Below are 24,230 nucleotides of genomic sequence, written 5' to 3' on the forward strand. Positions count from 1 at the left end.
AGTGATAATGTATCACTTTTTCTTAACGTAAAAAAAGAAGTTATAGTCTACTTATTATAAAACTTAATTTCATTATCCGAAATGGCCTTATTATACAAGTCCTGTTGCACCTTATTGAGGTAATCGCTTTTCCTCTGTTCTGTATAAATTTCCATCAATTGATTTTTTATATACTCATAAGGAGCCTCACTTCCCACAGTCCTGTACTCTTTCACATTCAAAAGATATACGAATGAAGAATCCCGGGCTTCTATATTTTTGTTGATCTTCAAGAAGTCCGCCCCGTTATCCACGGATAGTGGCATATTATCTATAATCTCGTTCAAGCTTACCCACCTATTGTAGAAATATTCGTACCCAACTGCATTCTTCAATGTATTCTTCTCTATATTTTCTACAGCTGCATCTGTCGGTTGTTTATACCACTTCAGAAAATTATTGAGTTCTTTTGAGTCAATCGGAACTTTCAGATATAGTCCCTTTATTATATTTTCTTTAAGCTTCAACTTATCTTTATTCTGTTCGTAAAAAGATTGCAATTCGGCATCGGAGACGGATTTTGACAGATGCTCCGTCAACAATTGCTCTTGATATAGATTCGAGATAAGAGTTTTTCGATAGTTTTCTATCAATCGTTCTATCTCCTCTTTATTTACTATATTTTTTTTCGCCTTGTCATACAACAGCTGATCATTTATCCACATTTTTATGTAGGTATCTGCCGCAGCAGTACTATCTTGCGCAGACAGTGTACGGGGAACCGTATTGTTGAGCTCATCCATATACAAGGTTTTGTCCCCGACAGTGACTACAGGAACTTGGCTCAGATCAGGCGCATCAGTACTTCCTTTACTGCATGACAGCATAGATATCAAAATTGATGCAGATATTATAATAATATTATAGATTCTCATTTTATTGTATTCAATACAGAATTATTTATCTCCACTTTATATTTCTTGCGTAAATCAGCCTTCCATTGTTGTTCGAGCTGAGTTTGATAATCAGACTCAACAGCATATCTCACATCATTATAGTCTATTGGCTTTGATACAAAGTCACCCAAGACGATAAAGTACGGATAGCCCATTTTTGCTTTCGCTTCTTTTCCCTCAAAGACCTTATTATCTACATACGGGTTTTCACCCTTAGCCCATATTCCGGGTTCCATCAGCACCCTGAGAGAATCTTTATTCAGAGCATGTCTTATTTTTTCAATAAGAATATCTCTGTTCTTCTCACTCTTAGCTAATGATGCAGCAACAGTTAGTGCTTTTTCATCTTTTGCATAAACAATCAGTCCTCTATACTTTGTTCCGCCAAGGGAATATTTATTTTTATTTTTCTTGAAATATTCCGACAAGCCTTTTTCGTCGGTAGCAGCACGTTCCCATATATTCTTATTCATTACGCCAAAAGATAAAAGTCCATTAGAGACTTCATCTAATTGCTTCTTATATTCAGGTTCTCTATCTGGTAGAGATAAGTAATAATAATCAGTCAGGCAACGTGAATAATATGCATTAAAATATTCTTTCAGCACATCTGTGGATAACGAATTATTGATAGCCTCTGTGTATACTACCGTTTCAGGAGCATCGGTCGGCTTATTATCCATCAAGTTTTGCCTCAATCGAATATATTCAACAAAGTTAGCAACAGTATATATCTTCTTATCTCCAAACGAAAATAAAATATCATTACTATTATCAACTTTTTTCAAAAAAGAAGAATCTTTAGGAGATATCTTATTTGCTATTTCATTCAGTCTGTCATAAGCCACACGATTCAAGTTAAAACCTAATTCTTGTGACATACTTTTTCGTTTCTCAATAGCCATTTCTTCCGACTTGTCACTTTCCAGTATGCGAGCTTTCAGCGAACTCTTCATATCAGCATAAGACAGAACCGGAATTTTTTTCAGCAGCCGGATAATATGAAATCCATATTCAGATTGTACAGGTTCGCTCACATCTCCTTCTTTTTTGAGATTAAAAGCTGCTTCTATAAACGTTGGAGACAAACGAGATTCCAAATTTAGAACTCCAAAATGGCACCCTTTTTCACCCATTTGCATTACACGAGTAAACTCATCACACAACGATTGATAATCTGAAGCTGTACGGATATTCCGATATTCTCTCCAAGCAACCTTCCCCACGCTGTCTATTTGATTGAGACCGGCAGGAATACGGGAAAAATTAAATAACACTTGCTCGATATCTACCGAACCTACAGCTGGGCGTTTATTTAAGACCTGTATAATATGATATCCATCCGAACATCTTATCGGCATACTGACCTCGTTAACAGGAAGAGAGTAAATCACCTCCTCTACTTTAGCATTAAACATAAAAGGAGCAACCCAGCCAATATAGCCGTTTTGTCGATTATAATCCAAAACAGTAGAAGACGACAATACTTTACTATACCCTTCGGCTGCGAACCCATTTTTAGATAATCTCCCTTGCAAGTCTATCGCTTTTTGGTATAGAACAACTGTATCGGCAGGATATATTATTTTTTCTTCGAATGGAACAAGTACGTGATTTATTTCCACGTTTTGCTGCATCCTATTATATATCTTCAACAAATAATCATTTTCGTAAATCGTATCTTGCATATATTTACGAGACATGCCAACTCTTGCTGCAGACAAATCTCTTATATAATTTCCGGTTGTATCCACTCGCTGAGCTTTAGCCTCTGCAATATTCAACCTAAAATCTATGTAAGATTGAACAAAGTCAGCTAGAGATTCTTTTTCACCATCAGACCTTGAGACATTACTTTCTCTGTAAGCTTTCTCCAACTCTGATTTCAATACAGGTTTTCCATTAATCTGAATAGCGACAGGGTCTACCTGCTGTGCATGCAGATAGAAAGTAGCATGTAGTGTGATAAGAAAGAATACAAGTCGTCTTTTATTCATATATCAAGCTGATAAACTGTATAAAAAGCAAAGATACAAGAAATAAAGGCTTGTAATGTTTTAAAATATTCTAAAATAAAGGAATACCAATAGTTTTTTAATATGAGGGAAGATTAGTTAGCAGAAGTAACACCATCAAACGAGCCGATAGATATTAACAAAAACGAATGGCTGCCGATTGGCAACCATTCGTATTATAATAAATTCTGTCCAATCAAATTTTATTCTCCTCTGCTGTAATTTGGAGCTTCGCTTGTAATAGCAACATCGTGAGGATGACTTTCTGCAACACCAGCATTCGTGATACGAGTAAACTTAGCATTGTGCAGTTCGTCAATATTCTTTGCTCCGCAATACCCCATTCCGGCACGAAGACCGCCGGTCATCTGATAAACGACTTCAAACAACGATCCTTTGAAAGGAACACGGGCAGCAATACCTTCCGGCACAAGCTTTTTAATATCAGCTTCCATATCTTGGAAGTAACGGTCTTTTGAGCCTTTTTCCATTGCTTCCAAAGAACCCATACCACGATATGACTTAAACTTACGTCCATTGAAAATGATTGTTTCGCCCGGAGACTCTTCTACTCCGGCAAGCAACGACCCCATCATAACAGAGTAACCTCCTGCAGCAAGAGCTTTCACAATATCTCCCGAATAGCGCAAACCTCCATCCGCAATCAACGGAACATTTGTTCCTTTCAGCGCTTTAGCAACATCATAGATAGCCGATAACTGAGGCACTCCGATACCTGCAACTACACGTGTAGTACAGATCGAACCCGGACCGATTCCCACCTTTACGGCATCTGCTCCGGCATCAACTAGATATTTTGCTGCATCGCCTGTTGCTATATTACCCACAACAATATCAATGTTTGAATAAGTAGCTTTTACTTTTTTCAGCATTTCAACCACTCCTCTTGAGTGTCCATGTGCTGTATCAATAACAATTGCATCTACTCCGGCCTGAACAAGAGCATCAACACGCTCCAGCGTATCATAAGTTACACCCACACCGGCAGCAACACGCAAACGTCCGTTTTCATCTTTGCACGCAAACGGTTTATCTTTTGCCTTTGTAATATCTTTATATGTGATTAGTCCGATTAGTTTATTATCGGCATCAACTACAGGTAGTTTTTCAATCTTGTGTTGTTGAAGAATATCTGCTGCCGCTTCAAGGTCTGTAGTCTGGCGTGTTGTAATGATATTTTCTTTTGTCATCACATCATCGATCAACTCATTCATATCACGTCTGAAGCGCAGGTCACGATTGGTCACAATACCAACCAAACGGTTGTTTGTGTCCACAACAGGAATCCCCCCGATTTTGTATTCAGCCATCATTGCCAAGGCATGACCAACTGTTTTGTCGCGAAGAATACTTACAGGATTTGAGATCATTCCGTTTTCTGCACGTTTAACAAATCGAACCTGCTGCGCTTGAGCTTCTATAGACATATTCTTGTGTATAACGCCTATACCACCTTCACGAGCTATTGCGATAGCAAGCTTAGCCTCGGTAACAGTATCCATTGCAGCCGAAACAAACGGAATATTTAATTTGATATTGCGTGAGAAATTTGTCGACAAATCGACTTCGCGGGGGAGAACTTCTGAATAAGCGGGGATCAACAATACATCATCGAATGTCAATCCATCCATTACAACTTTATCTGCAATAAACGACATATATTAAAGAGCTTTTGAAATTTATTGCGCGCAAATATACATATTTTTGATGAATTATAAGCAACAAACTTTCAAAAAATAATACTTTTTTAACTTAAGAGCCTGTTTCAATATTGAAATAGGCTTATCTAACTTCCACATTAGATAAGCCTATTTAATATAACCTGAAAAGATTGTCAGGAAAATATATTTTTATTTATCAAATCATTTTTTTCTTATCAGTCTAATCAATTCGCCAATCCAGAGAACAACAGATGTGCCGCCTATAATAATGCCCCAGTCTTGAATGGTTAGCGGCATAGTACGAAATACATCGCCACCAAAAGTAACAATCAATATCTGTCCTACAAGAATTATTAAGGCTACCAACTCAAAGCCTGCGCTTTTATTTAATCCGGCAAAAGCGGATTTACCTGTTGCATAGGCTTTGGCATTAAACATATTCCAGAATTGTAGTAGAACGAAGACTGTAAAGAAATACGACAAGAAGTAACGCTCTCTATCTCCTTCGGCGACATAGCTAAAGAATGAATTCAAGTGAACAGGATCTGAAAAATAATACATCATTCCGAGAAGTAATATAACAAACATTACGCCTGTAAAAAGAATATGTTTAGCAATGGAAGGCGTCACAATAAAATCACTGTTTTTCCTCGGCTTAGTTTTCATCACATTCGGGTCAGGAGGTAATGAAGCTAATGCTCCGGCCGCAAAAGTATCCATAATCAGGTTTACCCAAAGCATTTGCGTTACGGTTAACGGCAATTGTTGCCCAAACACAGAACCCAAAAATACGATCAAAAGTGCAGCCACGTTGATAGTCAACTGAAACAACATAAAGCGCTGTATATTCTTATAGAGCGAACGCCCCCACATCACAGCAGTAGCAATACTACTGAACGAATCGTCAAGCAGAGTAATATCACTCGCTTCTTTAGCGACCGATGTCCCCGAGCCCATCGACAAACCTACATCCGCATAATTGAGAGCAGGAGCATCGTTTGTCCCGTCACCGGTAACAGCAACGATCTCCCCTTTCTGTTTCAGGAGATGCACAAGCCGCTGCTTGTCTGTCGGACGAGCACGACACATTATCTTTAAACCTTGTACTCTATCGAGTGCTTCCTCATCGGAAAGCTTTTCGAAATCAACACCACCAATAATATTCAGATCGGTATCCTCATCATCCTTCCAAATACCAATCTGACGCCCTATTTCTTTAGCCGTACCATACGTGTCGCCTGTAACAATTTTTACCCCGACACCCGCACTCAAGCAATGTTGCACAGCCTCAGGAACATCAGAACGTACGGGATCGGAAATTCCTGCTATTCCAAGAAATACCAATTCTCCTTTAATCAAATCTTCCACAGCCGCTTTTGCATCATCTACATACTGGTATGCAAAACCGAGTGTACGCATTGCCTGATTCTGATATTGCAATAGCTGACTATTAATTTTTTCTTTGTATTCATTTACCGGAACGAGACCTTCGGCAGTAATTACATGTTTGCATTTACTCAAAACTACTTCTGGCGCACCTTTTACATACAGAACTTTCTTTCTCAGTTTTGGAGAGTCTACAAAAGTTGCCATAAACTTACGTTCGGTAGAGAATGGCAATTGCTCTATGATAGCTTCTTTGTTACGAATATTACTATACAGTATTTTACTATTGTTGAGCCAAAGCAGCAAAGCTCCTTCGGTAGGATTTCCTAAAGCCGCCACTTTCTTAGGGTCTGAGAAATCTAAAAATGCAGTAGAGTTTACCGATATATTCCCTATCACAAGACGGCTGATTTCGCTGTCGGTCAATCGCTGATCTTCCAATCCGTAGAAATTAGTGCTGGCAACCTGCATTTGGTTTTGAGTAAGTGTTCCTGTCTTATCTGTACAGATAACAGTGGTAGCTCCCATTGTTTCCACAGCATGCATTTTACGCACAAGATTATTCATCTTCAACATGCGACGCATACTAAGCGCAAGACTAAGCGTAACACTCATCGGCAAACCTTCGGGAACAGCAACAACAACCAATGTAACCGCCACCATAAAGGCCTGTAAAATCTCTGTAGCCGTATCAAGATTTATCCACGAACTACTATTCAGCGGATCTACGCCAAAAACATATCCGATCGATGAAATGGCAACCGTCACCAATGCTCCTGTAAAAAGCCACCTCAACCATCCTCCTTCTTTCACAGACTTAGGAAGTTTAGAGTCTTTACCGAGCAATTCGAGACCTCCATATATAATAGGCAACCATACTTTTATCATGCCCACTGCTACCCCCAACATTGCACCGGCAAGCAAAGCAAGCTGTCTTTTTTGCATAGGTACAATAGGATCGAAAACAACATCCTTAAGAACAAGGACTAAAAATGTGAAAAGGGCTAATATAAGACCAACAACACCGATAAACTTAGCCAAAGAGTCTAACTGACGGTTCAATGGTGTTTCACCTTCAACTTTTTCGGTCGCCTTCACCGCCACTTTTCCGAATTCGGTATTATCTCCAATACGATGTACTTCAAAAACCCCGTGCCCATTTATAACCTTCGTTCCTCTAAGCACCCAGTTTGAAGGATAAGTAACTCCTTCTTCGAAATGTTCGGGGTCTGTAGTCTTATCTATACTCAGCTCTCCTGTAAGACAAGACTCGTCTATCTGCATCGATACAGCTTCGAGTAATTCGCCATCAGCCGGAACCTCGTTGCCTATCTCAAGCAAAACAATATCACCAACTACAATATCTTTTTTGGCAATCTGCTTTACATTTCCGTTGCGCATCACCATAATCTGGTCTTCGTCGTTCACCTGATTGAGAACGTCAAACTTTTTGTTGGCATCCATTTCGAACCAAAAAGAGACGCCTGTTGCCAGAAGAATAGCACAAAAAATACCAATAGTCTCTATATACTCATTATGTATAATAGAAATCCCTAAGGACAAGAATGCGGCAATAAGCAATATACGAATGATCGGATCTTCAAACTTTTTCAAAAAAAGTTTCCAAAGAGGTTCTTTTTTGGGGGGAGTGAGAATATTTGCACCATGCTTCTGCCTGCTTGCTTTCACTTCACTATCGGAGAGACCTATGTATTTTTTTCTACCTTCCATTATTTATTGGTTATTTATCTTTAACGTCTTTAAAACCTTATTGGTTATTCAAAACCGACAAAGTTACGTTCATTTAACATAAGATGGAATATCTGTCGGTTAAATTATTGTTACAAAATCACCTCCCCCATCATTCGATCATCATAGAAACCGGGATTTAGAATCATATTTTTATTTACTATCCTAAGTATTAGCTGAGATATAAATTTGATATTTTCTTATTTTTACTCAACAAAGTAGAATGTTAATGCAGATGAAAAAAAATTATCTTATATAAAAGGGATTGATATGATTGGGGGAGAAAAGTTACAATCAAATATGAACTAAACCTGTTACTTTTGTCACTTTTTTATCTTTATCCAATTCTTTTATATTCCTTATATTTGCAAATAAGATTCAATAACATGATTAAAGAGCTATTAAGTAAAAATCCTTTATACGTTTTTGCACTCGAGAGTGAAGCCTCAGATAAGTTTGTAGATGAAAGCCCACTTTTTATTGGTGTGGGCAAGGTAAATGCAGCGTATCATTTAACAAAACAGATAGCACAAAATAAACCGAGCATTATCATCAACCTCGGATCTGCTGGCAGCAATTTTTTTGAAAGAGAGGCAGTAATCTGCTGTACTCATTTTATACAGCGTGATATGAATGTAACCACTCTAGGCTGTGAGTTGTATGAAACGCCTTTTTCTAACACAAAACCGATTCTGAAGTATGGAATCCAGGTCGAGGCTCTGCAAGAAGGCATCTGCGGAACCGGAGACAGTTTCGAGGTGAGCCACAATACATCAGATTATAACATTGTAGATATGGAAGCCTATCCATTGGCATATATTGCTAAAAAAGAGGACATTCCGTTCTTGTGTTTGAAATATATTTCGGATGGTGCTGACGATAATGCCGCCGAAGATTGGAATATTACAGTTAAAAAAGCAGCGGACGCACTTAGACAAGCAATCGACGAGCTAAAAAGATAGTAGTATTCAACCGTATAATAACATTGGGGGGTTCATTTTTTAAGTTAATAAGGTGAACGAAAAGAATCACTCTTTCTCATCGTCAAATAAAAAGTCATCGGAGCATAACTCTTCTATAGCAAGTGCCAGTTGCATATTTGAACTATCTTTCCTGTCAAGAGATTCGATTTCTTTCTTAGGAGCGTATTTCAAATTCTCCTTCTTGTTCTTGTCATCTTTCATATCCAATGTTCTTATTAGTGTATTTATCTAATTAGACGATTTAGATTTAAAAATATTTCAATTTACTTCTTTTTTTTCTTTTTTATGATTTTACCTTTATTAGGGCTTCAAAGGGAATATATTTGCTAATTTTACATCTTCAATAAGCCAATCATGCTGAATAAGATTAAATCGTACATGATGCCCATAGCTATGCTTACCGGCATTCTGTTACACAAATATATGGGCGAACTGTCGTTCCTTACCCCTTACCTCATAGCATTAATGCTATTGATCACCTATTGCAATATTTCGTTTAAGGAGATACATTTTTCCCGGCTGCATTTTTGGCTTATTGCCATACAGATATTGGGAAGTATTGGGGTTTACGTATTACTTCGCCCTTTAAATCCCATTGTCGCTCAAGGGGCAATGATTTGCGTTTTAGCCCCCACAGCCACATCTGCACCTGTAATAACAGGCATGCTTGGAGGGAATGTTCCTAGCCTGATGGCTTATAGCTTACTCTGCAACATGGTCATTGTTATTGTTGCACCCATCCTGTTTTCATATACGGGAGAAATAGAGTCAAGTTCATTTCTTCAATCATTCTGGATTGTATTTCAAAAAGTCTCAATACTATTATTTCTTCCTCTGTTTGGCGCATTCTTACTCAAGAGGTTATTACCCAGAGTACATCATGAGATTCAAAAAGCAAAAGGATTGTCTTTTTATCTTTGGTCGATAGCGTTGGTTATTATTACAGGGAAAACCGTACAGTTTATAATTGACCAAGAAAGTCCCAATTTTATAATAGAACTGTCGGTCGCTTTATCGGCTTTGGCTATTTGCATAGCTCAATTTCTTGTGGGACGCCGTTTAGGCACTTATTACAACGACACGATAGCCGGAGGACAGGGATTAGGACAAAAAAATACCATCCTTGCTATCTGGATGGCTCAAACATATCTAAATCCTATATCATCGTTAGGACCCGGAGCTTATGTATTGTGGCAAAATGTGGTTAATTCTTATCAGGTATGGAGAAAAAGAAAAACCCTATGACGGGAGTTTTTTTATACAGATTGATTCCCTTGATTCTCAGGAGATAGCAATACCATATTTTTAAGGTATTCAAATTCCAGTTCAAAACATTCACTAAAGATTTCATCGGCAAAACCCGCCTCAACTTGTTTTATAGTCCAGAACTTTCCATTCAATTTTCCGGTTCTCTTTATACTAAACTCATCGTCAACATTGGCTACAAACAAGAAATTCAAACGCTTTGTATCATCATTTTCAAACACATATTTGAGAACAAATTTCAAAGGAATATTTGTTTCTTCACCAAGCATTCGCCTTATACTGTTTCGTGCCGACAGGTTGATCTCATGATTGAAGAGCATATATTTTTCGAACGGATAATCCAGTTTCGAAGGGTTCAGCAAATCATTCTTGGGACGTTCCTGCAAATATATCCTCGATCCTGAGATGAGAGCCACCCGAACAACAGGATGCATGAATCGGTTCTTCATATTCAAAGATACGCTCTTGGCTATTTTACCTGTAACTTCCCCTTTCTCTGTAACGATAGGAATCCAATCTTCTTGTTTAAGTTTAGAAACCAAATTGCCTACTTTCACCGTTTGATATATCCCTATCAGAGAGATAATAAAGACCGGCGTAGCAACGAATATAACGATATCCGATGAGCGCAAAAAGTTATAATTAAAAGAGAACTGTCGATATAATAATATGGCAAAAATATGTAAAGTCAAACCGTACTGAACAAGTGTTGCACAACCATAAAACTCGCTCATGAGTGCCTTCTGAAGATGGTTTCTATGTCGAAAAAATCGTGTGGCAATATATGTCTTACTTACTCTTAAAAGCATAAAGAGACATATTATTACAATTTCGCATATCACCAGATAGGTATTTAATTGCCAACTATATTTATGAGTTAGCAACCAGATAAACAAGGTAATAAAAATAGCTATTGCTGAAATATAGAATGTAATACTAAAACCTCGGGTTTTGCAACACAGACGGACAAGAAACTCCCCAACTATAGCTGAGAAAAGACTGATAACTAGCGCTAATCCCTCTTCCACATTTGCTATATGAAGTATTACATATAATAGAAATGGTAAAAGCCCGATTACCGGGTTAGACACATATTTTTTTATACCTTTGTTAAGCATTCCACATTAAAAATTCAAAAAAAATCTAGCTGAAATAAACAATAAACACTACTGAATATCCCTTCTTACCGGTAGTTCATTGTAAAATTTTAGAATACAATATAAGTAAGGTTATCGTTATTCCTAATAGAACAATTAATATGGAATTTTGTTTTTAGTTGCTCGTGTAATTATTGCATTTATAATGTTAAAATATTATGTCTTACCTATCCTCACTTTTGCTTGAAAGTAAAAAACTTATTGATTATAAATTGAATAGCAGCCACAATACATATAGCAAATGCTTTTGCCAACATATCATCCATCTTCATGACCCCAATAAACAATGTAAGCAACATGGAGCTTATAACCATGCCTACCAAAGCTATACCGGCAAAAGAAGTAAAGCGCTTCAGCTTGTTATCAGTTACCTTAAATGTAAAATAGCTGTTTAGTATAAAATTATTAATCACAGCCAGAGTGGAACTTATAATATTGGAAATAAGAATATCAAGCATCCCAACAGACATCCTTCCACCCAAAAGAGTACTGATATGAACTGAAAAAGGGTAATGCACAGAATATTTAGTAACCAGTAAGTAGTAAACACCCATATCAATAACAAGTCCCACTACACCAACGAGACCATATTTTATCAATTGTTTTATCGAATCACTTTTAATCAGGTTACTAATTTGTTGCTTCATGTGTCTCCAATCGTTTGCTAAGGCTGAATTAATTCCTTGATTTTATTCTATAAAATAACATCGAGGTTCTGTATTCGTTTAACTTATCGCTTTTTTCTAAAAGTTCAAACTCATATCTATTTCCATATTCTTGACGAATACTCTCTGAATATTTCTCTAAGGTTACAAAATAACCTTCTTTTGGGGATTCTAAATCTATGTTCTTAAAGTTATTGTGCAGATAAAAATTTAACGCATAGAGATTGAAATACTTTCTCAGATTATTCGTAACGTATATCTCTCCATCGGGCTTATATTTCTCAGAAATCATTTCAGCAAATGGGCGAGCCGAATAAGTATCTTTAAAATTAGACAGCAAATAAGAATCCATGAAAACATTGATAGAAAACATGATTCCAAAACCTGCCATCAATATCTTTATATTGATTTTTTTGCGTAACAAATAAATGCTATTAATCGTAGCACATAGCAAAATCGAAATTCCAAATAAGCCTAACCAACCCGGAAACTTGAACATGTCCGAGAAGATTTTGATATCCTGAAGGGTTCTCTCTCTCTTGGCAAAATATCCTGCAATAACTTCTATATCAATAACTCGTGTATATGCGAGTCCTATTATCAGAAGAGCGATAATTGAGATTCCTAACAGAATAGAGGTTGAAATACGAACCGCTTTCGGTTTTGCATCAACAAGATAGATAAAAAAGCGAGCGATAAATATTGCGATAAATGGATACACGGGCATTATATATACGCTCCTTTTCGACACAGGAATAGAATAGAACAATAGCGAAACAACAATAACTATAAGGCTATACAAAAGCGCTTTGTCCATAGTCATTATTTTACCGGCAATATTGTTTATGATTTGTTTTACCGATCCACTCACTCTTTTATATTTCAAAAAGAAAAGAGAAATCACAAGCAAAATAGTCCAAGGTAAAAAGCCTGATACCAGATATACGATGTAAATCCAAAACGGCCCGTCATGTCCCAACTCATAGCTTGCATCCATATCAGCAGCCTTCAGATGAAGAAATCTGCCAAAATTCTCATAGAACACACGGTCGAAGAATGCCTCTCCTTTTACCTTATAAGCAGCATAATACCAAATCAGAGGTATAATAAAGGCAGGAAGTGCAATCAAAATACATTTTACTGTTGCTTTAAAGAAGTTTTCTTTCTGGAACAACAAAAACACGCCGAATATCATGCATGGCAGCAAGACCCCTATAGGACCCTTGGTGAGGGTAGCCATACTAAGAAGCAGCCAGATGGAAATAAGCTGATACACCCGCCGCTTTTGATACCAAGCATACATTTGAATAATCGCTGCCACAAGGAGAAATGTAAGTACCATATCTACCCGAGTAGTCATGGCAGCCCTGTGTATTTCGAAGCAGGTAATCAGGATAAGACACGAAACAAAAGCCTCTATAACAGGTCTGCGACGAGCAAAAAACATAAAGCAAACCCCAATCATAGCAATAAATGCAATTGTAGATGGCAGACGCGATGTAAAAGGGGTAACTTCGCCATGCGTCAGGGCTAAAGAAAAGCCGGCTATAAGCCAATGATTAAATGGCGGTTTATATGCAAATTCATCTGCATAACTGGAAGGAATAACCCACTCTCCTTTCTCGATCATCGATACGGCCAATGCAGCCTCACGAGGCTCACCTTTGGTATAAAAATCTCCTAATCCTATCCAAGGAAGAGTAGATAAGGTCGCTATAAGAAGAATCAGGAAGAGAGGTTTTTGCAAGTATAATGTTTGCAGAAAATGGGATTTCTTCATAGATAGTTATGACTGAATATTTCTGCAAATATAAGTTTTTATTTTTTTAATTACAGGTACTTGCTACAGTTATAATTTTGATATTGGACAAAATAGCATACTAAAATATTGTTTCTGAATAGAGAAAAACTTTAAGGTCTAGAACTATTTTCTCCGTTCAGAAACAACATATATGAATTTACAAAGCTGTGAGACAACTGGTCATCATATCATAAAATGCAGACGATTTTGCAAGTTAACCTCTGCAATACCTCCATCGATATCCAGATACAAGATATTCATATTCGGATAGATTTCCTTAATCCGCTTTTCTACCCCCTTGGCTACAATATGATTCGCAATACACCCGAATGGTTGCAGACAAACAACTTTGTTTACACCCTTACGAGCATAATGAGCAATTTCTCCAGGGATAAGCCAACCTTCCCCAAACTGATTGGAGAGGTCTAAAACTTCTGAAGCCGCTTCTGCCTTTGCATATATAGATTCTGAGGGCTCATAAAACTTGAACTTGCTCAATATCTTCTCCGATCTTTTCACCTTGCTATTGATATACCACCAGATAAGGGGTTTTAGAGTCTTCGAAAAAATGGTTTCTTCACTAAGTCCATTTTCGACATTTACCTTACTGTTTACAAAGAACTGCATAAGAAAATCTAACAATGGAGGAGTAGAAACTTCTACATTACGAGACCGCAACCACTCGGATATATTTGCTTGTGCATAATTGTTGTACTTCACAAATATTTCTCCTATAAGCCCCACTTTAGAATATTCTTTATCGTAAATAGGCACATTATTAAAGTCCTCAACAGCCTCTTTCAATAACCTATACAACGTTTTCGCATCCTTTGCCCGAACGGCATCGATCCCTCGTTCGATATAGAAATCAAATATCTGCTGCGACGCTCCTTCCTTTTTTTCACGCACAGAAATAGCACTATGCATCTGTTGCAGACCATCGCCATACAATACAATTGGAACTGCGATCTTTGCTATTTTTTTCCATTCCAACGTAAATTCACTCTCGTCATTCTGATATGTTTCTCCCGAGCTGAGTGCTATTACAGGAATATCATTGAATCCTGCATTTTGCAATCCGGTCTTGATCTGTGCTATATAGTTTGTAGCACGGCACTGACCTCCTGTCTGTGTAATTGCAAGCACAATATCTTTCGCATCATGGTTTCCCGATTGGAGTGCATTGATAATATCTCCCAAAATGAGGGTAGACGGATAGCACACTTCATTGTTTCCATACATCAAACCAAGATCAGCAGATACTTTGTTCGATTTAGGAAGATTCTCTACCTTCAACCCAAGAATTTCACCCAATGCCGGGGCAAATGGAGATATAAAATCACAAAGCCAAGGAATAAGAACCGTTTTATTTTTGTCTTTCTCTTTTTTATATGGAGCAGAATAGCCTTTATATGAATTACTTGCTACCAGATCATAAGACTTTACAGCTTTGAGTGACTCTACCAATGAGCGCAAACGCAAACGAATAGAGCCCGGACTGGCTATCTCATCGATACGAAGAACGGTTATATTTTTGCCGGCAGCCTTCAATATATCACGCGTCTCGTCCATAAAGAAGGAGTCGGGACCACAACCAAAGGAGTTGAGCTGTACCAACTGTATATTTTGGGGTAACTTAGCTACTTCCATCGCAGCCTGTACTACACGGTTGGGGTAAGACCATTGCGAAATAATATTCAATTTACTAAAGCCTTGACTTTCGGGCTTACGAAATACATCATCGGTAAGTACTATAACCCCGAGGTCTGAAAATATCTGACCTACTTTCTGATGAATCAACGGGTCTGTATGATATGGACGACCTGCAACGATAAATGTCAACTCTCCCGTCTCTAAGGCTTTATCTAACAACTCTTTCTGATAGCCATAAAGCTCTTGTTTTAAACTATCTTTTACAACTAAAGCTTGTTGAAATGCCTTATCAAAAACATCCTTAGATACTCCCAAACCCGACAAGTAATTATAACAGCCTCTAGCCAAAGCCTTATCGCTGCTGAATGTTATCACCGGCTCATCATAAGGGATACCGTGTCTGCCTGATGGATCTATCGAACTTTGTATAACATCAGGGTATCCACTAACTACAGGACAATTGAAAGAGTTAGACGATTGCCCGAATTCTTTTTCTTCTTTAGGTACAATCGGATAAAAAATCCTGTCTACCTTTTGCTCTATCAGAGCAAGTATATGTCCGTGTACAAGCTTGGCAGGAAAACAAATATTATCAGACATCACCCCTCCCACTCCTTTTTGATATAACGGGAACGTAGATTCGGGAGATAATCTCACATTAAATCCGCATGCTGTAAATAGAGTATGCCAGAATGGATAATTATCGAACATATTCAGCACACGAGGGATGCCTATCGTTTTTCCTTTTTCTATATTATCAGCCTTTACAGGACGATTGAAAAGGATTTCATTTTTCCTATCAAAAGCATTATAGCCTTCCTTACGATCATTATTTTTATTATAGAAAACTTTCTCACATTTATTTCCAGCATAGCTGATATTCCCATTGTTAAACTTGAATCGTAATACCGAGCATAGGTTTGTACAACCTTTACAGGTCAACTCCTTAGAGTTAATTGTAGACAGATCAAACAAAGCCTCTTCTCCTGAGAAAGTTGTTGCGTTTTGGTTTTTCTCCCATAATCGTTGAGAATATAATGCGGCACCCAAAGCTCCCATCAATTCCGGATGATCAGTAGAACTCACAGTCTTACCCGACAACATTTCTAATGCACGATAAACGGCATCGTTACGGAACGTACCTCCTTGTACAACAATATGGTCTCCAAGCTGTTTCAGGTTAGATATTTTGAGAACCTTAAACAAACAGTTCTTAACCACAGAGTAAGCCAAACCAGCCGCAATATCATCATTTCCAGCATTCTCCCTTAAAGACTGTTTTACCTTTGAGTTCATAAACACCGTACAACGAGAACCCAGATCACTTGGATACTTTGCCAGGCAAGCAGCACGAGCAAAATCAGAAAGCTCCATGCTCATTGTAGATGCAAAGTTTTGCAGAAACGAGCCACAGCCCGCAGAGCAAGCTTCATTCAGCTCTATATTCGAGATCAACCCATTGTTGATAAAGATTGACTTTATGTCTTGTCCTCCTATGTCGAGTACGAACGATACATCGGGATCAACATATTGTGCCCCTGACAAGTGCGCTATGGTCTCTACAATTCCATAATCGAGCCCCAGAGCAGACTTCATCAAATCTTCGCCGTAGCCTGTAGCTGCTGACGAAAGGAATTTCACAGTTACACCTTTCTCTTGAGCTTCTTTATAGAATAAGGATAGCCCCTCCATCACTTTTCTCAGAGGATTTCCTTCGTTATTACCATAAAACTTATATATGATATTGGCATCTGTATCCATCACTACGACTTTAGATGTAGTAGATCCAGAATCTATACCCAGAAAACATTCTACATACTTCTCCTCACCCAGAGGTTTAAACTTCAAGGCTTTTACATTGCGGTTCGCATCCCACTCAATATATTCAAGCTCGTCATTGAAGAGTGGTTCGAGCGCATCACTATGGTTTGACGATGTAGACTCCGAAAGTTTATCCACCAATTCGTTCAAATCAAACGTTTTTGCATCAGCTTCGTGATAAAGAGCAGAACCCCATGCAGGGAAATATTCCCCATTCTCGGGAACAATTATATCTTCACTCTGTATCTTAAGCACTTCACGAAAAGCGTTTCGCAACGCAGGGATAAAAGTCAACGGTCCCCCGATACAGATTATCTTAGGGATAATTTCACACCCACGTGCAAGAGTAGTTACCGATTGTAAGGCAACGGCATGAAGTATAGAAGCAGAGATATCCGAAACGGGGATGTTCCGGCTAATAAGATTCTGGACGTCAGTCTTAGCAAATACACCACAACGTGAGGCTATCGGATATATTTTGTCAAAATCCAGCGCCTTTACCCCTAACTCTTCGATGGTAATATTCATCAGACTCGCCATCTGATCTATAAAAGCACCTGTCCCTCCGGCACAACTCCCATTCATCCGTATATCAGGGTGACGACCCTCGCTGAAGAATACCATTTTAGCATCTTCTCCTCCCAAGTCGATCAATGTATGAGCAGCAGGGTAAACATTCTTTACCACCTCCACGGCAGCAACAACTTCCTGTACAAATGAAATACCGACACGTTCGCCAATACCCATTCCCGCTGATCCTGATATATTTATTGTAAACTTTGCTTGGGGATATACTTCAATCACCTTTTGCAGTTCGGCTATCAGAGTCTGCTGTATATTCGCCTGATGCCTACAGTATGATTTGTAAATAATTGTATTATTATCATCCAAAACTACAATTTTGACGGTTGTTGACCCAACATCAATTCCCATTTTATATTGTTGTTCCTTATTCATAACTATTGTGTTAATTTATTTCGTTTGATCTCATTATCGCACGGTTTCAGTGCGTTTATAGTAAATTCTATCACATATTTTTCATGATTGGCTATCAGCTCATTGTAAACGCCTGACGGAATTTCCATCAAAGTTTTAGCCAGATTTCCAAACATAAAAGGGAACATGCATAAAGACAATATATTCAATAAAAAATCTGCTGCAGGCGTTTTTCTTATTGTTCCCTTCTCCACTTCTTCGGCTATACGCTTTTCTATCTTACTGAAAGAACTGTAGGGATTTTTATTCTTTATCCGCTGAGTGAGTCCCTCCGGATTGAGGCTCACTTCATTTAGAATAAATGCTGCAATTTCGGGATATTGAAATAGAATTTCATAGTAAGTGTGTATCCATGTTTCGATTAACTCAAAAAATGGAAGATCGGAGGTTACGGTCTCGAATATTCTTTTGGTAAGCACATCCAATGCGTCTTCGAATATAATCTCAAATAAATTATATTTCGACTGGAAATAATAATTTACCATTGCCACATTCGTACCCGAAGCCTTAGCTATATCCCTGACACTGGTGCCTTTGTAGCCGTTTTTTATGAAAAGGATTTGTGCTTCACTCAGAATCCGTTTCCTTACTTCCGAAGAATCTTCATTATTAAACATGTGTTCTAAACGATTGTTTAAGAAGCAAAAATAAAAAATAAAATCAACTTAAACAAGCGTTTAACTCATAAACAGAAATCTATATTGTTGTTTAAGGCTTACTTATTTCAGCAGCGTTATCGCTCTTTCCATATCTTCGGGAGTATCGATACCTATTGTTTCCACATCTGTATACCCCACTCGTATGCGGTAGCCGTTTTCTATCCAACGGAGTTGCTCCAGCGATTCAGCTTTCTCGAGTGAAGATTGCGGCAGTTGTGTGATTTCTTTTAACACATCCACTCGATAGGCATACATCCCTATATGCTTATAAAATATATGTTTATCAAGCCATTCTGTATGATGGGCATCTCGTATATATGGAACAATGGAACGACTAAAATAGATTGCTTCGCTCTTCTTATTTATAACTACCTTCGGAGAATTAGGATTGAACAAAACATCAAAGCCATCTTCTTTTTTGAAAGGTTTTACCAACGTTGCCAACTCCACATCTTTGCTATCAAAACACTCTTTCAGAGATTCGATTTGCTCGGGCTGAATGAACGGCTCATCCCCTTGCACATTGATAACCACATCAAAATCTTCCCCAATCTTAAAATAGGCTTCTTGAATACGGTCGGTTCCACTACGATGGTCTGTTGAAGTCATAACAGCTTTTCCCCCGAACGCCTTTACAGTTTCGAAGATGCGGGAATCATCTGTTGCAACCCATACATCGTGAACCGCTCGCTTCACCTGTTCATATACACGTTGTATCATCGGTTTACCCCCCATATCTGCCAGTGGCTTTCCAGGAAAACGAGTAGAGGCATATCGAGCCGGAATGATTGCTATAAACTTCATATTTTTACTATTATCCTACAAATGTATAAAAATGCCCCATAAATAAAGTTTCACCGTTCATTCTATTTCGAAAATGCAGTGTATATTTGCACCTAATTATGAATAAGGCGCTTCTCTGCATAGGAACAAATGAAGATACAGAAACAAATTTGAAGCTCTGTCATCAACTACTCGACAGCTCTTTTGGAGAGATCGCTTACTCCGACACTTCTGTCACTACTCCTTACGGGGTACACTATAAAAATGACTTCCTAAACCAACTGGCAGTTGTATATACTGATCAGGAAAAAGAAGAAGTCCATCTTCGGCTTAAGTCTATAGAGCAGCAGATGGGGCGTGATTCTCATGACAAAGAAAAAGGGATTGTAAAAATCGACATCGACCTCGTTATCTGGAATGATGAAGTTCTGAAGCCTGCCGATGTTAGTCGCAAGTATATTGTAGACCTACTACCCAGCTTAAAAAAATAAGCATCTGAGACAATCTAGTATAGTTTTGTGACACACCTCCAATTTGTTCTTTAACAAACACATATAGATTATACAAACAAAGTATTTTTACATAAGGATTTTTTAATCCATAAAACATTTGTTATCACCATAATCTATTAACACATGAATAAATTTAATCTAATTATTATTAGCCTATTATTGGTTGCAACCGGCTGTGCCCAAAGGCAACAAATAAGGTATACAGACTATGTAAATCCGTTTTTAGGAACAGCCACACTATGGGATAGTATCGACTTAGGCTACAAGCCAACTCGCAGAACTTGGGGTGCCGAAGTATTCCCCGGATCGTCCCTCCCCAATGCAATGGTTCAGGTAAGCCCGGTCACATTGTTCAGAAGCGGCTCCGGCTACCAATACGAAGACACTGTTATATATGCCTTTACACATACCAACAAAGGTCATTGGAACCTTTGTCATATCCCGATTCTGCCCGCAACAGGGAACTTCAGTGCAGATGACTATTGTTCGACATATAGCCACAACAACGAATCTGCTCATCCCGGCTATTATCAGGTTTTCCTCCAACGATATGGAATAAATGCAGAAATGACATCAACCCTGCGCTGTGCATATCACAGGTATACATTTGAAGCCGGAAAGGATAAAAAGCTGATAATAGATCTCTCTACGTCAAACGAAAGGATTAAGGATTGGCAAATAGCGCAAGAAAGCGAAAACGTATTCTCAGGCTTTCAGGAGAATAGCGAAAAAATGTACTTCTATGCGGTTTCCAATCAAACAATAAAAAACATAGATTCGATAAGAGGTGAAAGCAAAAGCCTGTCAATCGTAAACTTTGAGAATAACAAAGAACCTCTGGATTTAAAAATAGGATTCTCTTTCGTTAGCATCAAGAATGCAAAAGAAAACCTAGAGAAAGAAATAGGCAACAAAGACTTCGCCGAAATAAGGAATGAAGCTACAGAAACATGGGAAAACCTATTATCAAAAATAAAAGTCTCGGGTGGCACTGAAAAGCAAAGATGGGTATTCTATTCCTCATTATATCGTTCGTTCCTATGGCCGGCACTAAGAAGTGATGTAAATGGAGAGTTTACCGATGCGAAAGGTGAAGTCGTAAACAAGGGGTTCCGCTATTATACCGACCCATCGTTTTGGGACGACTATCGAAATAAACTTATCTTGCTCGGAATGATTTCGCCCGATGTTGCAGCAGACGTGATTAACTCCATCACCGACAAAGGAGAAAAGACCGGGTTTATGCCTACATTCTTTCATGGCGACCACGCTTCCACTTTCGTGACAGGCTCTTACTTGAGAGGACTAAGAGGATTTGATGTGAACAAAGCATATCATCTCATTCTGAAAAATGCCACAGTAGAAGGAGGTCGTCCTCATCTGATGGAATATATAGCAAAAGGATATATTTCTGAGATGGACATAAAAAACCCGAAGATAGAAACTGTAGCAAAAGCTGCTGTTACAAAAACGCTCGAATATGCTTACGACGACTACGCTGTTGCTCTATTAGCTAAAGAGTTGGGAGACGAGGAGAACTACAATATGCTGATGAAAAGAACCGGCAATTACAAGAACCTCTTCGACCCTTCTACCGAACTAATGAGAGGACGACTCGAAAATGGTGAATGGGTCACCCCTTTCGATCCGGAATTCCCTTACTATGAATATCTGTACCGTGAAGCGAATGCCTGGCAATCATCGTTCTTTGCACCACACGATACTAAAGGGTTGATTAATCTTTATAAAAGTAAAGAAGACTTCGAAAAGAAGGTTGACTCTCTATTTACTATTCCTTGGGGAGGATATGAGGCACATAACCTGTCGGGATTTGTTGGGCAATATTGCCACGGAAATCAGCCCGATCATAGCTTCCCTTTCCTATATTATTTTGTCGACAAACAAGAAAAATCACAAGTTATATTAGATAGCTGCCTCAATCACTTCTACGGAATGGGCAAACATCAACTGGCTCTTGCCGGAATGGACGATGCCGGAGAAATGTCTTCATGGTACGTATTTAACGCCATCGGGCTTTATACATATTCACCTGCCGACCCTTCGTACATCATATCTGTCCCTATTTTCGACAAGGTAGAATTCACGTTCGGTGATAGCACTCAGTTTTCTATAAGCAAGAAAAACTCAGGCAGGAAAATTACCAATATTACTTATGGAGGTAAGAAAGTTGACGGTTACTTTATATCTCATAGCGACTTGAGGAAAGGCAAAGAACTGGTAATTACGACCAATCAATAGCCACTTAGGTGATATGACTTTTTAGAAGAGGATTCTGCTAAACTAACCTTATTTCCAAAGGACGGTACGAATCCTCTCTATAATACTTTCACTATCATCATTAAACTTACGAGCAAAATAAGGGAATCGCCGCCCAAACTCATCATTGAATTCCATGCGAGTTTCTAACAGATCAATATGACGCTGCTCTATTGTAGCAGGAGGATTAGGTACATCCCAATCGGTATATGTAAGGTTTGCATGTGTTCTATCTCTATAGCGAGAGTTACCTATAATTGTCTGGAAGAAAGCTTCATCCGGCACTAATGTATGACGGAAAAAGTCAAGATACCGTCTATCATCCTTTACGGTATTCAGAATATATCCCACGCATTCACGGGTAAGAGCAAACCACTGTGAACCGGCATATATCTTAAAAGGAGCTTTTCTTTTTATCCTCAACTTTTTAAGCAACACCTCAATTAAGAACTTGGGGTTGTAATGCTTCAGATTGCGCCGATTATAATCGAAGTAATAATACTCGTAACGTTCCGCAGGCTTATATGGCACAGGGAGAGGTGCAATATCTATATACTCTTTTCTCTTTTCTAATAGCTTATTCAAGAAAGCCTTCGACCGGATAGGATAATCTACACCACTAAACAATATATAATATTCAGCATCAGAGGAATGTTGTACTCCAAATTCCAAGAGAGACAATGTAGCCTCTATCATAGAAATCCCTCCCCAGTTTATATCAATGGAGGTAGGAATAATTGTAGCGTTACTCTTTTTAGGGATATAGCTCTGCCCTGCCTTCTTGTCTAAATGAATATAGAAAGTGCTATCTGCATCATCCAATGCATCAATCAGACGATCTAAATGCCTGAAATTATTATGAGCTAATATAAGGTAGCAGATCTTCATCAGACTATATTTTTTAAGATATCAATACAAATGTACTGAAAAAGGTTATTCCTTTCGAAATAACCTTTTTATATTTCGTGAATGTCTGATCAAAATACAATCTGCATTTGCCCTAATACAGCATTCGAATTTTTCTCACCCCAACTCTTTGAATAATCTGAGTAAGTATAATTTATCTGAAAACGGCATGCTCCGTAAAAATAATAATTCAAGCCCAGTGTATAATCAATCACCTCCTTGCTTGTATCTCTATTCTGATTCAGATAGTCTACCTTTGCAAAAGCATTGAACTTTTTAGGAACAAAATAATAGAGCCCCATTCCGTGAAGACCTTCTTTGCTGATACCTCCATCATTACCTCTTATCCATTCAGCACGAGCATACACTCTCTCTGAACGATAATCGGAGCTTGCAATCCAACGGTTACGAACATGATCATTCTTCTCTGTTTCTCCGGGTTTTATATACTTAGCTTCTCCAAGATATACTCCTCCACCAATTCTAAAATTCTTTATGGGTTGAAGCATCAAGTTTGCAGCAAAGTCTTTTGAGTTATTATTTTCTGTAGTATTAATACCTGTCCCCTGAAACAAACCTATCTTATATTCGAGCAGATCATGCGTTTGCGTTTTCAACAAGTTACCGTATGCCATCACACCGGCATCACGTCCTGTATTATTCTTATTATTTTGTTGTCTCTGTACATCATCGCCCATTCCGATAAGAGCAGAAATAGAACGAGTGTTGAAAACTCCTTCAATATCGGTTAATGATATTTGATTTTCGAGCGAAAGAGGCGTCTTCATCTGTCCCAGCCTGATATTAAACTCTTTGGCCGGAGTCCATTCTCCCCAAAACTCGTATGGCATTGGGTTAACAAACTCTGCCAGAATAAAGTATTTCAAATTTTTGGTGAGTTCGCCACGCATCGATAAGAATATTACTCTCGGCTCAAAGAGTTTAATATCAGGCTGGGACAGATGAAGACGCCTCTTTCGCTCG

General features: G+C 38.3%; 17 protein-coding genes. 4 read left to right on the forward strand and 13 right to left on the reverse strand.

The genetic code is table 11. The annotated features are described in order from the left end of the window. Positions 1-47: 47 nt before the first annotated feature. From LDB17_RS04695 to LDB17_RS04710, 4 genes are all read right to left on the reverse strand, one after another. Complete coding sequence (locus LDB17_RS04695) at positions 48-914, reverse strand: peptidyl-prolyl cis-trans isomerase (RefSeq protein ID WP_252637168.1); 867 nt, start codon at positions 912-914, stop codon at positions 48-50. Further along, the gene (locus tag LDB17_RS04700; protein WP_252637166.1) at positions 911-2,932 is read right to left on the reverse strand and encodes a peptidylprolyl isomerase; all 2,022 of its coding nucleotides are present in this window, start codon (positions 2,930-2,932) and stop codon (positions 911-913) included. Before LDB17_RS04700 ends, LDB17_RS04695 begins: the two co-directional genes overlap by 4 nt. A 221-nt stretch (positions 2,933-3,153) precedes the next feature. Next, positions 3,154-4,629, reverse strand: coding sequence for an IMP dehydrogenase (gene guaB, locus LDB17_RS04705; RefSeq protein WP_135106728.1), 1,476 nt, complete (start codon positions 4,627-4,629; stop codon positions 3,154-3,156). 204 nt (positions 4,630-4,833) lie between these two features. Beyond that, complete coding sequence (locus LDB17_RS04710; RefSeq protein ID WP_252637164.1) at positions 4,834-7,749, reverse strand: calcium-translocating P-type ATPase, PMCA-type; 2,916 nt, start codon at positions 7,747-7,749, stop codon at positions 4,834-4,836. 404 nt (positions 7,750-8,153) lie between these two features. Here LDB17_RS04710 and LDB17_RS04715 point away from each other — a divergent pair, with 404 nt between their 5' ends. Next, a complete protein-coding gene (locus LDB17_RS04715) occupies positions 8,154-8,729 on the forward strand; it encodes a nucleosidase (RefSeq protein ID WP_252637162.1) in 576 nt (191 codons plus the stop codon). Positions 8,730-8,795: 66 nt separating this feature from the next. On the opposite strand, the gene LDB17_RS04720 is transcribed toward LDB17_RS04715, so the two are convergent. After that, entirely contained in the window at positions 8,796-8,951 is a 156-nt protein-coding gene (locus LDB17_RS04720; RefSeq protein ID WP_252637160.1) for a hypothetical protein, read from the reverse strand. A gap of 153 nt (positions 8,952-9,104) precedes the next feature. Here LDB17_RS04720 and LDB17_RS04725 point away from each other — a divergent pair, with 153 nt between their 5' ends. Further along, positions 9,105-9,995, forward strand: a complete 891-nt coding sequence (locus LDB17_RS04725) for a bile acid:sodium symporter family protein (protein ID WP_252637158.1) — start codon at positions 9,105-9,107, stop codon at positions 9,993-9,995. A gap of 11 nt (positions 9,996-10,006) precedes the next feature. Here LDB17_RS04725 and LDB17_RS04730 read toward each other — a convergent pair whose 3' ends face one another. The 6 genes from LDB17_RS04730 to kdsB all read right to left on the reverse strand — a co-directional run bounded on the left by LDB17_RS04730 (position 10,007) and on the right by kdsB (position 19,572). Next, complete coding sequence (locus LDB17_RS04730; RefSeq protein ID WP_252637156.1) at positions 10,007-11,134, reverse strand: hypothetical protein; 1,128 nt, start codon at positions 11,132-11,134, stop codon at positions 10,007-10,009. Positions 11,135-11,346: 212 nt separating this feature from the next. Further along, a complete protein-coding gene (locus LDB17_RS04735) occupies positions 11,347-11,820 on the reverse strand; it encodes a GtrA family protein (protein WP_252637154.1) in 474 nt (157 codons plus the stop codon). A 28-nt stretch (positions 11,821-11,848) separates the two neighbouring features. Beyond that, entirely contained in the window at positions 11,849-13,618 is a 1,770-nt protein-coding gene (locus LDB17_RS04740) for a glycosyltransferase family 39 protein (protein WP_252637153.1), read from the reverse strand. 204 nt (positions 13,619-13,822) lie between these two features. After that, positions 13,823-18,070 (reverse strand): acyl-CoA dehydratase activase, encoded by a 4,248-nt coding sequence (locus tag LDB17_RS04745; protein WP_252637151.1) that lies wholly within the window; start codon positions 18,068-18,070, stop codon positions 13,823-13,825. Positions 18,071-18,072: 2 nt separating this feature from the next. Further along, positions 18,073-18,726 (reverse strand): TetR/AcrR family transcriptional regulator, encoded by a 654-nt coding sequence (locus LDB17_RS04750; protein WP_252637149.1) that lies wholly within the window; start codon positions 18,724-18,726, stop codon positions 18,073-18,075. Positions 18,727-18,828: 102 nt separating this feature from the next. Continuing rightward, positions 18,829-19,572: a 3-deoxy-manno-octulosonate cytidylyltransferase gene (gene kdsB, locus LDB17_RS04755; RefSeq protein ID WP_252637147.1), complete on the reverse strand. Its 744-nt coding sequence runs from the start codon at positions 19,570-19,572 to the stop codon at positions 18,829-18,831. Between the two features lie 98 nt (positions 19,573-19,670). Here kdsB and LDB17_RS04760 point away from each other — a divergent pair, with 98 nt between their 5' ends. Both LDB17_RS04760 and LDB17_RS04765 read left to right on the forward strand, forming a co-directional pair. Next, a complete protein-coding gene (locus tag LDB17_RS04760; RefSeq protein ID WP_252637143.1) occupies positions 19,671-20,042 on the forward strand; it encodes a 2-amino-4-hydroxy-6-hydroxymethyldihydropteridine diphosphokinase in 372 nt (123 codons plus the stop codon). Between the two features lie 144 nt (positions 20,043-20,186). After that, complete coding sequence (locus LDB17_RS04765; protein WP_252637141.1) at positions 20,187-22,322, forward strand: GH92 family glycosyl hydrolase; 2,136 nt, start codon at positions 20,187-20,189, stop codon at positions 22,320-22,322. 48 nt (positions 22,323-22,370) lie between these two features. On the opposite strand, the gene LDB17_RS04770 is transcribed toward LDB17_RS04765, so the two are convergent. Both LDB17_RS04770 and LDB17_RS04775 read right to left on the reverse strand, forming a co-directional pair. After that, a complete protein-coding gene (locus LDB17_RS04770) occupies positions 22,371-23,228 on the reverse strand; it encodes a beta-1,6-N-acetylglucosaminyltransferase (protein WP_252637139.1) in 858 nt (285 codons plus the stop codon). A gap of 89 nt (positions 23,229-23,317) precedes the next feature. Next, positions 23,318-24,230, reverse strand: a 913-nt coding sequence (locus LDB17_RS04775; protein WP_393924915.1) for a porin, incomplete at its 5' end; no start/stop codon positions are given.

Origin of the sequence: Dysgonomonas sp. Shenzhen-Wh21 (assembly GCF_043392705.1) — a bacterium.
In the GTDB taxonomy this organism is placed as follows: Bacteria; Bacteroidota; Bacteroidia; order Bacteroidales; family Dysgonomonadaceae; genus Dysgonomonas.